This is a genomic window from Paenibacillus alvei DSM 29, assembly GCF_000293805.1.
GTDB classification, from domain to species: domain Bacteria; phylum Bacillota; class Bacilli; order Paenibacillales; family Paenibacillaceae; genus Paenibacillus_B; species Paenibacillus_B alvei.
The window spans coordinates 1382294-1399889 of sequence record NZ_AMBZ01000001.1; the positions used below are offsets into that span (position 1 = coordinate 1382294).

General features: G+C 57.0%; 3 protein-coding genes. 1 reads left to right on the forward strand and 2 read right to left on the reverse strand.

Annotation, left to right across the window (positions count from 1 at the left end):
* Window positions 1–384 precede the first annotated feature (384 nt).
* Window positions 385–15417: a non-ribosomal peptide synthetase gene (locus PAV_RS06250; protein ID WP_005544418.1), complete on the reverse strand. Its 15033-nt coding sequence runs from the start codon at window positions 15415–15417 to the stop codon at window positions 385–387.
* 104 nt (window positions 15418–15521) lie between these two features.
* On the opposite strand from PAV_RS06250, the gene PAV_RS34505 reads away from it, so the two are divergent.
* The gene (locus tag PAV_RS34505) at window positions 15522–15689 is read left to right on the forward strand and encodes a hypothetical protein (RefSeq protein ID WP_157266587.1); all 168 of its coding nucleotides are present in this window, start codon (window positions 15522–15524) and stop codon (window positions 15687–15689) included.
* Window positions 15690–16106: 417 nt separating this feature from the next.
* Here the strand turns inward: PAV_RS34505 and PAV_RS06255 are convergent, their stop codons facing one another.
* Entirely contained in the window at window positions 16107–17276 is a 1170-nt protein-coding gene (locus PAV_RS06255; protein ID WP_005544419.1) for an aminotransferase class III-fold pyridoxal phosphate-dependent enzyme, read from the reverse strand.
* Window positions 17277–17596: the final 320 nt, after the last annotated feature.

Consider the following 17596-nt stretch of genomic DNA (forward strand, 5'->3'; position numbering starts at 1 on the left):
TTGCCCCGGCGCAGGTCCGAAAAAGCTTGCTTTCGGCCTGCGCGTTTACGGGCTTGGATGTTGTTCGCCGTCTTCCTTGGGATGCGCGCCGCTTTCTCTTGACGGCGGAGGCGCGCTTATAGAGGTTGTTCAAAAAGGTCCGCTTTTGATCACGAAGTAAATCATGAAGTGGACTCGGCATCGAATCTTGAATTCAGCCGGGCCTAAGCAGATGCTTACGAAGTATGTTTCCTGCGGAAACATCTCAGGTGCTCATGTATCCAAAACGTACGCTCCGCTCCTCAGGCCCTAGCTTCATCCAACTGAAGCGTTTTGAAAAAACGCACATCGGTAGCATAAGCTTCGGTGCTGAAAACCGACCTTTTTGAACACGCACTTATAGGATTAGAAGGCAAATTCGATCGTATCGACGGCACTTTTTGCGCCTGCCGACGGTTTTTGATATTCAATCCGGCTTAGCTCGAGTTGCGGATTTTCCACAATTTGTGACAGTACCCGCAGGTAATCCTCGGTCAAGGTACGGATCGTCGCTTCTTTGAACAGCTTAGTGGCGTAGAAGAAGCCCCCGCTCAGCGCCCCGTTGTTTTCATACATAAACAGCGTCAGATCGAACTTCGCTTCTTCCAAATTGTCAAGCTCGTAAGTCTTTAGGCTGATCCCTTCCAGCTCGACGTCTCGTTCTTCGATATTTTGCAAGTCGAAAACGGCATCGAACAGCGGGAAGCGGCCCGGCTCCCGCTTCACATTCAAACGTTCCACGAGCTCCTCGAATGGATAATCCTGGTTCTCGAAAGCACCCAAAGCCGTTTCCTTCACTTCTTCCAGGTAGGACAAAAACGTTTTGTCGCCCGACGGATGATTGCGGAGCGCCAGTGTATTGACAAACATTCCGATGACCGGTTCCAAATCGGCGTTCGTTCTTCCCGCCACCGGGGTGCCCACGACCAAGTCCTCCTGCCCGCTGTATTTGGACAGCAGCACGGTATAAGCCGCAAGCAGCACCATGAACAGCGTGCTTTCACGCTCGGCCGCCAATTCACGCAGCCGCGTAGAGAGAGAAGCTTCGACGTCAAACTCCAGATGTGCACCTTCGTAGCTGCGAGCCGCAGACCGTTTGTAGTCCATCGGCAGGTTCGCCGTCGGCAGCTCGCCTTTGAAGGTTTGCAGCCAGTACGCTTCCTGCCGCCCGATCCGTTCTCGGTGGGCCTTCGACAGCTGCCAAACGACATAATCCTTGTATTGAATGCGCAGTGACGGCAGCTCTTCCCCGGCGTAGAAACTCGAGAACTCATCGATCACAATCGCCATTGATACGCCGTCGGACACCATATGGTGCATGTCGAAAATGAGAATATACAGGTTCGGCTCCAGCTCGATGACCCCGGCGCGCAGCAGCGGCGGCTTGCCGAGATCAAATGGACGAACGAAGCTGCGGACGATCTGCTCGATTTGAGCCGCATCCTCTTTATCCGCTTGATGATGCTCGACAGCAAAATCGACCTGCGGGTAAATCCGCTGAACCGCTTTGCCCTTCACGATTTCAAAACCGGTGCGCAGCGATTCATGCCGTGTTATCAATTTCCGCAAGGCGACTTCCAACCGGTCTAAATCAAGCTCGCCTTCCACCTGCACCAGTTCCGGCATGTTGTAAAGCTGATCCGCTCCATCCAGCGTGTGCTGAATGAACAGCCGTTTCTGCGCGGAGGACAGAGGGTAGTACTCTCTCTCCTCCGCTTGAGGAATGGCCTCGTGCTCCTGCCGTTCCATCCGGGCGATCGCCTTGGCCATTGCCGCAATCGTCGAGTGACGGAATACGTCGCGCAGCGGCAGATTGACGTTTAATTCCTTAAATACCTTGCCCGCCAGCGTTGTCGCCCGCAGGGAGTGGCCGCCGATGTCGAAGAAGTTGTCATGAACGCCAATCTCCTTCGCAAGCCCCAGCACCTCCTGCCAAATCGCCGCCAGCTTCGTTTCCAGCTCATTGCGCGGTGCGACGTACTCCGTTCCGCTTCCCGCTTCTCCTTCCGGCGCTGGCAGCGCCTTCCGGTCAATCTTTCCGTTCGGCGTCAGAGGCAGGCGCTCCAGCTCCACGAAGTACGACGGGATCATGTAGCCCGGCAGCTCCTGCGCCAGCGCGCTGCGCAAATCGTTCACCGCCAGCTCCGCTCCGGTATCCGGCGTGTAATACGCGCATAGCGCCTTCTGCCCGTTTGCGTCACTTCGAACCAGCACCACCGCTTCGCGCACGCCTTCCACCCGCAGCAGCTGCGACTCGATTTCGCCCGTCTCAATCCGATAGCCCCGGATTTTCGCCTGGTTGTCGATCCGGCCGATGAAGTCCACGTTCCCGTCCTCCATCCACCGCGCCAAGTCTCCCGTGCGGTACAGCCGCTCGCCCGCGGCGAACGGGCTGTCTACAAACTTCTCTTCTGTCAGCTCCGGACGGTTCAAGTACCCGCGCGCCACGCCGACTCCGCCGATGACCAGCTCACCCAGCACCCCGACCGGCACCGGGGTCAGATTCGCGTCCACGATGTAGAATTTCGCATTCAGCCACGCTTTTCCGATCGGCACATGGCCTGTCTGCGGCAGCTTCGCCAGCGGCTCGTCGTAGAAGCTGGAGTCGATCGCCGCTTCCGTCACGCCGTAGGCGTTGATGATCCGGAACAACGAGCCGAAGCGTTCCTGCAAGGTCCGGTAATCCGCCACGCTGCAGCTGTCCGAGCTCGTGATCAACAGCTCCATCCCGCTCATATCCAGCCCCTGCTCGTGCACATACTCCATGAACGGCACGATCAGCGCCGGCGTCGATTCGAAAATGGTGACCCGCTCCCGCTCCATCCAGTGGTGCAGACGAGACGGATCGATCCGGTCGTCCTTCGGCACAATCACCATCGTGCCTCCGTTATACAGCGTCCGCGCGATATCTCCCACGAACACGTCAAACGAAAAGCTTGCGAGCTGCAGCAGGCGCACCGGGAACTGATCCAACCGGTATTCCCGCCGGTAGCCCGCCGCCGTGTTCACCAGGCTGCGGTGCTCGATCATGACGCCCTTCGGCTTGCCCGTCGTTCCCGACGTATAGATCACATACGCCAGATCCTCCGGACGGGCATCATGGAAGCTGCCCATGTCAACATTCGCATGGCTCTCATCGCCGTCATCCACAGCATCCGTCAGCTTGCCGGAGACCATGCCGGAACCAATCGGCGCATTCGCCCGCTCCTCGCTGTACGACGCTTCGTCGTCGAGGTACAGCACCGCCGCCAGCGCCAGCTCCTCTTCGCCGAGCCAGGCTTCGGCGCGTTCTCGCAGCGCCGTTTGCGTCAACAGTACCTTCGCTCCGCTGTCTTCGAGCATGAAGCGCACGCGGTCCGCCGGATAATCCGGGTCGAGCGGCACATACGCCCCGCCCGCTTTCCAGACGGCCAGCACGGCCACCAGCAAGTCCACCGAACGCTCGGCGAGAATGCCGACGATCGTCTCCCGGCCGATGCCGCTTGCGCGCAGCGTGGCCGCCAAGCGGTTCGCCCGTTCGTTCAGCTCCGCATACGTCAGCCGGTCGTTCTCGTACACGACGGCCTCCGCTTCCGGCGTGCGCTCCGCCTGTTCCTCGAACAGCCGGTGGAACGCCGCCGCAGGAGCCGCTTCCGGCTGCGCCGGGTGAAACGCGTCGAGAATTTGGTCTTTTTCCTCTGCCGTCAACAAGTTCAGCTCGGCAATCTTCGCATCCGGACGGCTTACGATCGCTACGAGCAGCTGCTCGTAATGTTTCGCCAGCCGTTCGATCGTCTCCCTTTTGTAAAGAGACGTCGCATATTCGAAGCTGTAATCCAAGCCGCCGTTCTCCTCGCCCACATCCAAGCTGATATCAAACTTTGCGGTATCCAGTGCGCTCGGATAAGGAATCAGGCGAAGCCCTTCCAGCTCAAATTCCTCGTCCTCCGTATTCTGCATCGTAAACAGCGTGTCGAAGAGCGGATTGCGGCTTAAATCACGGGTGACTTGCACCTTGTCCACCAATTCTTCGAACGGATAGTTTTGATGCTCGAAGGCGTGGAGGGTCGTTTCTTTGACTTCGTTCAGGTATGACAGGAATGTCTTCTCCGAAGCCGGATAACTGCGGATTGCCAGCGTGTTTAAGAACATCCCGATTAACGGCTGCACATCTCCATGATTCCTTCCGGCAATCGGCGTACCAACGATCACATCTTCCTGACCTGAATATTTATGCAGAAGGACGTTATATGCCGCAAGCAGCACCATAAACAGCGTCGTGCCCGTTTCCGAGGCCAGTTGCCTTAGGCCGTCAGTTTTCGAAGCGTCGAAGAAAAACTCCAGCGTTTGGCCTTCGTAGCTCTGTACGGCCGGACGCGGATAGTCGGTTGGCATTTCCAGCACCGGAAGCTCGCCTTGGAACATGTTCAGCCAGTACGCCTCCTGAAGCTGAAGCCGTTCTTTCTGCTCCTGCGAATGCTGCCAAACGGTGTAGTCTTTGTACTGAATGCGCAGAGGCTCCAATTGCTCGCCGCCGTATAAGCGGACGAATTCTTCAACAAAGATTTCCATGGAGACACCGTCGGAAATAATATGATGCATGTCGTACATTAGAATATGGCGTTCCGGAGCCAGCTCGACAAGGCCTACCCTCAGCAGCGGAGGCTTCGCCAAGTCAAACGGACGGACAAAACGGCGAACCGTCTCTTCGGCCTCTTGCTCATCTACTCGATAGAACTCCACGGCAAAATTCAAGTCCTGGTAAACCCGCTGCGATGCTTCGCCATCCACCATTTCGAATCCGGTTCGCAGCATTTCATGCCGCGCCATGAGCTTACGGAACGCTTCTTCGAACCTTGCCCGGTCCAAAGCCCCCTCCAGCAGCATCGCCTCCGGCATGTTGTAGCTAAGCTCCGCGTCTTCCAGTTGATTCAGGATAAAGAGACGTTTTTGAGCAAAAGATTGCGGGTACACCTCCCGGTCATCCGCCACCGGAATGGCAACGAATGTCTGCTCATCCAGCCGGGAAATGGCGGCCGCCATGCTCTCGATCGTGGAATGGCGGAACACGTCGCGCAGCGGCAGATCCACGCTCAGTTCCTTGTGCAACTTGCTGACCAGCGTCGTCGCCCGCAGGGAGTGGCCGCCGATGTCGAAGAAGTTGTCGTGAACGCCAATCTCCTTCGCAAGCCCCAGCACCTCCTGCCAAATCGCCGCCAGCTTCGTTTCCAGCTCATTGCGCGGTGCGACGTACTCCGTTCCGCTTCCCGCTTCTCCTTCCGGCGCTGGCAGCGCTTTCCGGTCAATCTTTCCGTTCGGCGTCAGAGGCAGGCGCTCCAGCTCCACGAAGTACGACGGGATCATGTACCCTGGCAGCTCCTGCGCCAGCACGCTGCGCAGAACATTCACTGCCAACTCCGCTCCGGTATCCGGCGTGTAATACGCGCATAACGCCTTCTGCCCGTTTGCGTCACTTCGAACCAGCACCACCGCTTCGCGCACGCCTTCCACCCGCAGCAGCTGCGACTCGATCTCGCCCGTCTCAATCCGGTAGCCCCGGATTTTCGCCTGATTGTCGATCCGGCCGATGAAGTCCACGTTCCCGTCCTCCATCCACCGCGCCAAGTCTCCCGTGCGGTACAGCCGCTCGCCCGCGGCGAACGGGCTGTCTATGAACTTCTCTTCCGTCAGTTCCGGACGGTTCAAGTATCCTCGCGCCACGCCGACTCCGCCGATGACCAGTTCACCCAGCACCCCGACCGGCACCGGGTTCAGATGCGCGTCCACGATGTAGAATTTCGCATTCAGCCACGCTTTGCCGATCGGCACATGGCCTGTCTGCGGCAGCTTCGTCTGCTCCTCGTCGTAGAAGCTGGAGTCGATCGCCGCTTCCGTCACGCCATAAGCATTGATGATCCGGAACAACGAGCCGAAGCGTTCCTGCAAAGTCCGGTAATCCGCCACGCTGCAGCTGTCCGAGCTCGTGATCAACAGCTCCATCCCGCTCATATCCAGCCGCTGCTCGTGCACGTACTCCATGAACGGCACGATCAGCGCCGGCGTCGATTCGAAGATCGTCACTTGCTGCTGGCTGATCCAGTAGTGCAGACGAGACGGATCGATCCGGTCATCCTTCGGCACAATCACCATCGTGCCTCCGTTATACAGCGTCCGCGCGATATCTCCCACGAACACGTCAAACGAAAAGCTTGCGAGCTGCAGCAGTCGCACCGGGAACTGATCCAACCGGTATTCCCGCCGGTAGCCCGCCGCCGTGTTCACCAGGCTGCGGTGCTCGATCATCACGCCCTTCGGCTTGCCCGTCGTCCCCGACGTGTAGATCACGTACGCCAGATCCTCCGGACGGGCTTCATGGAAGCTGCCCATGTCAATATTCGGATGGCTCTCATCGCTGGCATCCACAGCATCCGTCAGCTTGCCGGAGACCATGCCGGAGCCAATCGGCGCATTCGCCCGCTCCTCGCTGTACGACGCTTCGTCGTCGAGGTACAGCACCGCCGCCAGCGCCAGCTCCTCTTCGCCGAGCCAGGCTTCGGCACGCTCTCGCAGCACCGTTTGCGTCAGCAGTACCTTCGCTCCGCTGTCTTCAAGCATGAACCGCAAGCGGTCTGCCGGATAATCCGGGTCGAGCGGCACATACGCCCCGCCCGCTTTCCAGACGGCCAGCACAGCCACCAGCAAATCCACCGAACGCTCGGCGAGAATGCCGACGATCGTCTCCCGGCCGATGCCGCTTGCGCGCAGCGTGGCCGCCAAGCGGTTCGCCCGCTCGTTCAGCTCCGCATACGCCAGCCGGTCGTTCTCGTACACGACGGCCTCCGCTTCCGGCGTGCGCTCCGCCTGTTCCTCGAACAGCCGGTGGAACGCTGCCGCAGGAGCCGCTCCCGGTTGCGCCGGGTTAAACGCGCCGAGAATTTGCTCTTTTTCCTCTGCCGTCAACAAGTTCAGCTCGGCGATCTTCGCATCCGGACGGCTTACGATCGCTGCAAGCAAATGTCCGAAATGAGTCGACAGCCGCCGGATCGTACTTTCTTTATAAAGAGCCGTTGCGAATTCAAAGCTGCACTCCAGGCCGCCGTTTTCTTCCGTAACATCCACACTCAGGTCGAACTTGGCCGTGCCGTATTCGCTAGGGTACTGGGACAATTTCAGCCCTTCCAGCTCAAACTCTTTATCCTCCAAGTTTTGCAGGGAGAACATCGTGTCAAACAGCGGGTTGCGGCTCAAATCCCGGCTGACCTGCACTTTATCGACGAGCTCTTCGAACGGATAATTCTGATGCTCGTAAGCGCCTAAGGTCGTTTCTTTCACTTCTTCCAGATACGACAGGAAGGTCTTCTCCGAAGCCGGATAATTGCGGAGCGCCAGCGTATTGACGAACATTCCGATCAAAGGCTGCGTGTCTCCGTGCGTTCTGCCCGCAATCGACGTTCCGACGATCAAATCGTCCTGACCTGTGTATTTATGCAAAAGTACGGTATATGCCGCAAGCAGCACCATATACAGCGTCGTTCCTCTTTGAGCGGCCAGTTGCTTTAAGCCTTCGTTCGTTGCCTCGTCCACGAAGGATGTCAGCGTTTGTCCCTCAAAGCTCTGCACGGCAGGACGCGGATAGTCCGTCGGCATTTCCAGAACCGGCAGCTCGCCCCGGTAACGATCCAGCCAGTAAGCTTCCTCGCGTTTCAACTGCACTTTTTGCTCGTCCGACTGCTGCCATACCGCATAGTCCTTGTATTGAATGCGCAAAGGCTCTAATGACTCGCCGCCGTACAGACGAACGAGTTCCTCGACTAACACGTCCATCGAAACCCCGTCGGAGACGATATGATGCATGTCGAACATCAGCAAATAACGTTCGGCTGCCAGCTCTACGAGCTCCGCCCGCAGCAGTGGAGGCTTCGCCAAGTCGAAAGGCCGGATGAAGGCCTGCACGACTTCAGGCGCTTCTTCCTCGCTCGCATGACGGTACTCGACGGCAAAGTCGACGCTCTCGTAAATGCGCTGTACTGCTTCGCCTTGTACGATCTCAAAGCCGGTTCGCAGCGTTTCGTGCCGTGCGATCAGTCCACGGAAAGCCTTCTCCAGCAGGCTCCGGTCAATCGATCCTTCCAGCAGCAGCACGCCCGGCATGTTGTAGCTCTGATCGGCCCCTTCCAGCTGATTCAGGATAAACAGCCGCTTCTGAGCTGAGGAAAGCGGATAGTATACTCTTGCACCTGCCAGCGGAATCGACGAGAACGACTGCTCTCCGATCCGGGAGATGGCGAGAGCCATCTCTTCGATCGTCGAGTAGCGGAATACGTCGCGCAGCGGAAGTTCGACGTTCATTTCCTTCTGAATCTTGCTGACAAGGTTCGTCGCCCGCAAGGAGTGGCCTCCGAGCTCGAAGAAATTGTCCAGGACTCCAATGCCGGAGTAGCCCAGCACTTCCTCCCAGATCTTCACAAGCTGGGACTCCGTCCGGTTACGCGGCGCTACATATTCGACGCCCGTTTGTATGCCGCCTTGCGGCTCCGGCAGCGCTTTGCGGTCCACTTTGCCGTTGGTCGTCAGCGGCATGCGCTCCAGTTGCACGAAGTACGACGGGATCATGTACCCCGGCATTCCCTGGGCCAGCGAGGTTCTCATTTCACTGACCGTCAGCATTCGGTTCGCCACAAAGTAGGCGACAAGCGCCTTCTCGCCCCCGCCGTCCTGACGGGCGAGCACCACCGCTTCTTCCACGCCCTCGACGTTCAGAAGCTGCGTCTCGATTTCGTCCAGCTCGATCCGGTACCCGCGGATTTTGACCTGGTCGTCGATCCGGCCCAGGTATTCGATGTTGCCGTCCGGCAGCCAAGCCGCCAAGTCGCCCGAGCGGTACAGTTTCTCTCCCTCCGCAAACGGGGAATCGACGAACTTCTCCGCCGTCAGATCCGGACGGTTCAGGTATCCTCTCGCAAGGCCTTCCCCAGCCACGTACATTTCACCCGTTACACCAATCGGCACAGGGCGGCGGTTTTCATCCAGGACGTACACGCTTAGCGTCGGGATCGGCTTGCCGATATTGCTCTTCGCCGCCTCCATTTCGACCCACGTTATTTCCTTATACGTCACGTGTACCGTCGTCTCGGTAATGCCGTACATATTAATCAGCTTCGTTTCCGGGTACTTCGTCTTGAAGCCCTTGAGCAGCAGCGGACTCAGCGCTTCGCCCCCGAAGATGACGTTGCGAATCCGCAGATCGTACGGATGGTCCGCCAAGACCTCACGCAGCAGCTGGTAGAAGTACGTTGGCGTCTGGTTCAAAATCGTGACCTGTTCGCGGCCCAGCAGTGCTAGGAACTCGGCCGGATTTTTCGCCGTGAGCGGCGGTACGATGACCAGCTTGCCTCCGTACAACAGCGCTCCGTACATTTCCCAGACGGAGAAATCGAAGCAGAACGAGTGGAACAGCGTCCACGTGTCGGACGGCCCGAAGTCGAACAGGTTCTTGTCGTTGAACAGGAGGCGCACGACGTTCTTATGCTCGATCAGCGTTCCTTTCGGTCTGCCGGTCGTTCCCGACGTGTAGATGACATAAGCCAGGTTGCCCGGCCCGGAAATCGGCTCCAGGTTCGAAGCGTCCAGCGCACCTTCGGAGTCCGCCCCTCTGTCGCCCCAAACGAAATCGTCCAATTCGAGGCGCGTTCCTGCGAAGTCGGTCTTCTCGTGCAGATGCTTTTGAATCAGCAATAACGGCGCGCCCGAATCCTCGATCATGAAGCGGATACGCTCCTCCGGGTAGTCGGGATCGACAGGCACGTAGGCTCCGCCCGCTTTAAGAATCGCCAGAATGCCGACGACCATATCGAGCGAGCGTTCGGCCAGAATCGCTACCAGTTGGTCCGCTTCTACTCCCGTCTCCCGCAGCTTCCGCGCAAGGCGGTTGGATCGCTCGTTCAGCTCGCGGTAGGTCAGCTGCCGCTCGTTCATGACGGCGGCCACGTTGTCCGGGTAAAGCTCCGCCTGCTCTTCGAACAATTGATTGAGCGTCTTCCGGCGCGGAAATTCCGTAGTGGTGTCGTTAAAACGTCCGAGAAGGTCGGCCTTTTCGGCCTCCGTCACAAGTTCCAGCTCACCCACGGTAATTTCCGGGTTATCCGTCACCTGCTCCAGCAGATGGACGAGATGCCCCTTGAGCCGTTCGATGCTGTCTTTATCGAACACTTCGGCGTTAAAGTCGAACCGAATTTCGATCTCGGCTCCCGGCACCACGGTCACGTTGAAGTTATAGTTCGTCTGCTCCTCCATCTGAACGTCAGTGATCGTCAGGTCGCCATGCTGCTGGTCGCCCGCCTGCTCCATCTGCTCATCCACCGGATAGTTCTCAAAAGCGATGATATGGTTGATCAGGTTTTGCTTTTGCATGCTACGGGCTTGAATTTCATACAGCGGATAGTGATCATAACGCCCGGACTCCAGCGCCCGCTCTTGGAGCTTCGCCATCAGGTCGGCGAACACGGTGTCCCCTTCGCTCGTGACGCGGACCGGCACCGTATTGATGAACAGCCCGATCATGGACTCAATGCCCGGGATTTCCGCCGGTCTTCCGGCCACGACGCTGCCGAATACGGCATCGTTTGTTCCGTTATATTTTTGCAGCATCACGCCCCAAGCGGCTTGCAGCAGCGTATTGACCGTAACCAGACGCTCTTTCGCCACCCGGTCCATCCGCTCGCTCAAGTCCTTGCCCAGCTCGGCGGTGACGTGATCAGCCGTAAATCTGCCGTTCGGCTGCGCTTCCTTTTGCCCCGGGAGTACGGTTTGCCCTTCGTAACCTGCCAGGAACGCCGTCCAATAGCCGGATGCCGCCTGATCGTCCTGTTTCTCTAACCATTCGATATAAGCGCCATAATCCGATCCCTTATCTCCCACTGGCTGCTTGCCGGATGCCAAGGCCGAATACGTCTCAAACAGCTCCTGCGTCAGTTGCGGCAGGCACCAGCCGTCCATCAAAATATGCTGGAAACTCCACAGCACATGATAGCTCTGCTCTTCGGTGCGCAGGATCGTAACCCGAACGAGTGCGTCATGTTCCATGTCGAAGCCGCGAAGCTTGTCATCCTCGGCCTTTTTATCCAAATACGCTTGTTTCTCGTCCGGCTGCAAGTGAAGCAGCTCTTCATATTCAAAACCGACCGGCTTGTCGCGGTATATGATTTGCAGCGGCTCGCCCGCTGGTCCTTTCACAAAATTCGCCCGCAGTACCAGATGACGTTTCGCAAGCTCCATCCAGCTCCTCTCGAAAAGCTGGACGTCAAGCGCTCCCCGCATCGTAAACCGCGTCTGCTCGAAGTAAGCGGCCGTTTGCCGGTCAAGCGCGCTGTGGAACCACATGCCCTTCTGCATCGGCGTAAGCGAGTAAATATTTTCGATTTCCCCGACATGGCCCGAGCGCTGGCCGATTTGCTCCAATTCCGCGATGGTCAAGCCTTTAAATTGCACATCGCTCGGCGTCAATTCGGTGTGTTCTTTGCCTGCGCAGTGGGTAATGAGCTCTCGGAGACTTTGCTCAAGCCGCTGAGCGAAGGCTTCCATCGTTTCCTTGCGATACTGCTTCCGGCTGTAGCTAAGATCGAGCGATAGAGCGCCGTCCAGCACCATGCCGTTGATATCCAGCACAAAGCTGCGGGCCTGCCGGTCGCTGGTCGGGCTGCCGCTGGAATAAGAAGATATGCCGATCTCGTCCTGATTGACATCATCGTCGAACTGGCCGAGGTAGTTAAAATTAATTTCCGGCTCTGCGCCCCAAACAAAGCCATCCTCCGATTTGGAGAGATAGCGGCATACACCGTACCCAAGCCCCTTGTTCGGAATGCGGCGCAAGCTTTCCTTGACCTGTTTAATCTGATAGGCCAAATCCCGGTTGGTTTCCGGCTCTAAGACGACCGGAAACTTGGTCGTAAACCAGCCGACTGTGCGCGTGATGTCGATATCCGTTCCGATCGATTCGCGTCCGTGTCCTTCGAGATTGATCCGCACCCGTTCGTGTCCCGTCCACTTGCGAACGGCTATGCCGAGCGCCGTTACCAAAATATCGTTCATTTCGGTGTTGTAGGCCCGGTGAACCCGTTTCAGCAGCAGCTCCGTTTCTTCGGGAGTCAAACGGACGAACAGCGATTCGCTGTCCTGCTGCGTCGTAACGTCCGCCTCCAGATCCTTCGGCAAGGCCGGAACCGCAATTTGTTCCACGGCCTGCCAATAAGCCCGTTCCTTTGCCATCTCCGGGCTTTGCGCGTAAGCGGCCAGCTGCTCGGACCAAGTGCGGTACGCATCCGTTTTCGCCGGGAAACGAATTTCCTCGCTTTTGCCGGCCTGCTCGTAACCCAGAGCGAAATCCTCCATCAAAATGCGCCAAGACACGCCGTCCACCACGGCATGATGAACCGCGAGCAGTAAATGATCGCCGTCCGCGCACCGGAACAGTCCCGCCTTCACGAGGGGCCCTTTCTCCAGATCGATGCCCGCTTGAATATCCGTTGCCTTCGCTTCCACAGCCTGTGCAGTATTCTCCGTACCCTTGAAGTCGAACACGTCCAGCGTGAACAGCCCGCCTTCCTGAATCGCGCGGTTCCGCTGGCTAAACCCTTGTTCCGTTTTGCGGAACACCATCCGCAAGGCGTCATGATGCTCGGCCAGCTTTTGCAGCACCTGACGCACCGTCTCTTCTTCGAAGCGTTCCTTCCGGGACAGCATCACCGACTGGTTGAAATGATGCGGGTTCGCAAAGGAGCTCTCGAAAAACCAATGCTGAATCGGTGTCAGCGCCGTTTCACCCGTTACTTCGCCTTGATCGATGGTATGTCCGATCGGTTTCACATGCAGGCTGAGCTGTGAAATAGTCGGATATTTGAACAAATCCCGGATTTCTAGCTTGTACCCGGCTTGATGAAGCCGCGAAGATACTTGAATGGACTTGATCGAGTCTCCGCCCAGCTCGAAGAAATGATCCGTTACCCCAACGCGATCGGCGTTCAATACCGCCTGCCACACATCGGCAAGCGTCCGCTCGGCTTCATTGCGGGGAGCTACGTACGCGCCGCCGGTCAGCGCATTTCCTTCTGGGGCTGGCAAAGCCTTGCGATCGATTTTGTCGTTCGGCGTGAGCGGCATCCGTGGAAGCTGAACAAAATGCGCCGGGATCATGTAATTCGGCAATTTTTGCGCCAGCGCGCTTCTCAGCTCGCCGAGCGTAAGCGGGCGGCCCGCGACCAGGTAAGCGCACAATTCTTGCCCGCTTTTGCCTTCCCGCGCGATTACCATCGTCTCCTGCACGGAGTCGATCTTCAGAAGCTGCTCTTCAATCTCGCCAATCTCGATCCGAAATCCACGGATTTTCACCTGATGGTCGATCCGGCCCAAGTACTCAATATTTCCGTCCGGCAGCCAGCGGGCGAGATCTCCCGTCCGGTAAAGGCGTTCTCCCGGCGCAAACGGATGTTCCACGAACTTCTCTGCCGTCAGCTCCGGATGGTTCAGGTAACCTCTCGCAAGCCCCACGCCTGCCACGCACAGCTCGCCGTCCACTCCCAGAGGCACAAGCTGCAGGTGGGCATCCAAAATAAAAATCCGGTGATTGGCCAGCGGGCGCCCGATCGGAATGACTCTGCGCTCCTGCTGCTCCTCATCCGCATCCCAAAGCGTCGTAACAATCGAAGCTTCGGTAGGGCCGTAAGCATTGAAATAGTGGACCTTCGGTTTCCACTGCTGCACGAATTCGGCTGATACCGCCGAGCCTCCCGTTACGAGCTTCGTTAAGCTGGGAAGGCGGTCCGGGTTCAAATAAGCGCTGTACGTCGGAGGCAAAATCGCCGCCGTAATCGCATGCTCGTTCATATAACTCTCGAACAGGCGGTTGTCGAGAATCGTCTCGGCCGTCGGGATATACAAAGCCGCGCCAAAATAGAGCGCTTTGAACACTTCCCAGCAGGACGCGTCGAACGACAGGCTGGCGAATTGAACGATCCGGTCATGCTCCGTGATGCCCAGCCTGTCCTCGAACATCAGCTTCAAGCTAACCAAACCTCGATGCTCCAGCATGACCCCTTTGGGTTTGCCCGTCGTACCTGACGTATAGATGACATAAGCCAGATCATTCGGACCGCTGACCGGCTCCAGGTTCGTTCCATCGTCGCTGTAGGCCTGCTCGTCATCCAGCGCCAACACGATCCCTTCGAATGGCACCTGCTGCTGCAGCTCCCTTTGAGTCAGCAGCAGCTGCGCGTCCGAATTCTCCAGAATGTAGCGGATACGTTCTTCCGGGTATTCCGGGTCGATCGGCACGTAGGCACCGCCAGCTTTCAGAACCGCCAGAATGCCAACGACCATCTCCATCGATCTCCTGGCCATCAAGCCTACCAGCTGATTGGGCAGCACGCCGACCGATCGCAGTGTCCGCGCCAGCCGGTTCGCCCGTTCGTTCAGCTCCGCGTACGAAAGCCGACGACCCTCAAAGACAACCGCCGTTGCTTCGGGCACCCGCTTCACCTGCTCCTCCACGAGCTGATGAATCGTCCGATCACGGGGATAGTCCTTCTCGGTATCGTTAAAGCTTTGCAGCAATTGTAATTTCTCGTCCTCCGACAGCATGTCCACCCGCACGATGTCCAGCTCCAACTCGTGAAGCCCCACGGCCAGCAGGCGATTCAGATGGCCGACGACCCGAGTCATGAACTTGGAGTCATATAAGTGCTCGTTATATGACAGCGCTAGCTGTATCGTCCCGCCGGTTAAGCTGAATTCAAAGGAACAATCCGTGACCACGTTTTGCCCAATTTCGTCCAGATGCAGCTCCTTAAGGGATACTAGCGTATGGATGACGGGTATCCCGTCTGCATATTGCATGTCCAGCTTCTCCGTCATTTTCAAGAACGGAATATGTTGATGCTGAATCGTTTCCGGTAAGGAAGTCCTCAGCTCGCTCAGAAGCGTTTTAAAAGTCGCACCCGCCGAAAGCAAGTTTTTCAAAATGACCGTATGATTAACGGATCGACGCGTCTCCGTCGGTTTCCGTACAACCGGCATGCCGACCAGAATGTCAGAAGCACCTGTATATTTATGCAAGAGTGACTGAACACCGGCGAGCAAAATCATAAAAGCGGCCAGCGGAGCGCCCTTGCTCATTTGAAGGACGCGCTGCGCCGCTTTCTCCGAAAGCGAACCGCCGACGGTTGTCATAATGGGCGCCTGAGAGCTTGGAGCTTTGCTGTAAGGCAGCCGCGTCAAGGTATAATCGTCGCTACCGAATTTTTCGTTCCAAAACAACGTTTCTTTTTCAAAAGCCACCGGGATCGTCCCCCTCTCTACATCGGTAAAAGCAATCCGGCGGAGCATATGCCGCAGCAACGCTACAGCCTTGCTCCCCGCCTTTTCAAACATGTGACAACAATATCAATGGCTTTCGCCAGGTCACCGCTTCGCTTATCCAGTTGATCGCATGCGGCAATCCTCTGCCTAGCAGATGTCCTACTCGGCTCCCATGCGTGAAAGACAACAAAGAGCATCGTTCTACGCAAGGGATGCGGCTACTTCCGACTCCTCTGCTTCATATGCTTGCTGCAGACGAGCCGCCCGAAGACGGGCTTTGGTTTAATATTGGGTTCGGAATTGGATTTGTGGATGGACAAGGGATGTTCCTCCCGTCGATGTAAGGCTTGCTGTAGGGTTCCGGCCAGCCAGCAGGAAGTCGGCCGTACCTCCGGATTCGGCACCGGAACTGCCTTTGTCGAAGCCTATGTTTAAGGGGTATTGATACAATCTATGTACGATTTATGTATTCCCCCGCAGCCCTGGTGTGGATAAGTAAAGATCCGGCTGCGGGGTAGTGAGCTTTTCCTAACGATTAGATGTGACGATGCGCTGCATGAGGCTCAAAGAATTGCTCCGTATGGCATGAACGGGACAGCCCTTGGATTAGCGGTGAATTCCATGCTGACTGACGGTACCGCAGGCAGCATGGGGAGAAAATCTTCCAATGGGGTAAAAACGTTATCTTAACATCAGGGCCACACGGCCCCCGGAAGGCACTTCCGTGCCTCTTGCCGGGGCGGTCATCGGCTTGGCCGAGCTTAGGTCGTTACCAGCAAATCCTGAGTCTCCTGAGAGATCACCTGCTGTATACTGGACTTGATAATATCGCAGCCGGCGGCAAGATGCTCCATCGAGACGGTCAGCGGAGGCATGATCTTCAGCACGTGGTCTCCTCTGCCGGCTCTTTCAATGATGAGCCCGTTCTTGAAGCTGATCTCCGTCATCCGCTTCGCCCCGGCTTCATCCGTGAAGCCCGAGACGTCAATGCCCCAGATCAGGCCGAGTCCGCGGATCGCGATCGACGGATGCAGAGGCTTGATTTCTTTGTCAAGGAACGAGCGCACAAACTCTTCCTTCTTCTTCACCTCGGCGTCGAGGGCGGCTCTGTCCCGGAACTCGAGAGCGGCCTTGGCGGCTACAAAAGCGAGCTGGTTGCCGCGGAAGGTGCCGTTGTGCTCGCCCGGCGTCCAGAGATCCAGTTCAGGCTTCAGCAGCAGGAGGGACATTGGCAGGCCGTACCCGCTGATCGACTTCGACAGGGTAATGAGATCCGGCTCAATCCCTGCACGTTCGAAGGAGAAGAATTCGCCTGTCCGGCCGCAGCCGACTTGAATCTCGTCGGTAATGAGCAGGATATCGTGCCTGCGGCAAAGCTGCTGCAGCCCTCGCAGCCACTGCGCGTCGGCGACGTGAATTCCGCCTTCGGCTTGTACCGTTTCAAGCAGGATGGCGGCCGGCTTGTCGATTCCGGAGTGCGAATCAGTCAGGATATTCTCGATATAGCCGAGCGACATGCCGTGGAAGCCGCCCATGAATGCGAATATCCCGGTTCTCTTCTTCGCCTTGCGTGCGAGCTTCAGGGCCGCTTCCACCGCGTTCGTCCCCGTCGGACCGCAGAATTGAAGCTTGTAATTCAGCTTCTTCGGCTCAAGGATCCGCTCCGAGAAGCTCTGGATGAATTCGCGCTTGGCCATTGTATACATATCCAGACCGTGCATAATCCGGTCGGAGGTCAAGTAATCGAGAACCCGGCCCTTGATATAATCGTTGTTATGACCGTAATTCAGTGCCCCAGCACCTGCAAAAAAATCAATATATGCTCTTCCGTCCTCAGAATACAACAGGTCCCCCTTGGCCCGGTCGAATACCACCGGAAAGCTTCTGCAGTAAGATCTTACGTTGGATTCCAGCTTTTCAAAAATGCTCACGCGCTTCATCCTCCATCGGAATTGGGATAAGGTTGGCTACATCCTTACTGAACCTTCTGACGTCATGGAGCAACATATTCTCGGCTGTCATTTTCCACAATTGTAAGTCCCCGCATGCCGGCTTTCTGGGTAGCCAGTGGACTGGTCTCTCGCGCACAGCTTGAATAGGTATAAAAACCCTATAATTCTATGCTCTATCATAATAGGAAAGATGATCCATGTAGAATTATATCAAAGTTTCGTAGAATGTATAGTAAACCTTTAGTTAAATTTGAATATTTTGCCTAAAAAGATCGAATAAAGAAGAAACGCTGGGAATG

What these genes read in the sequence shown, in the direction of transcription:
- PAV_RS06250 (WP_005544418.1), bottom strand. Translation starts at nt 15,417, where the DNA reads ATGTTTGAAAAGGCGGGGAGCAAGGCTGTAGCGTTGCTGCGGCATATG.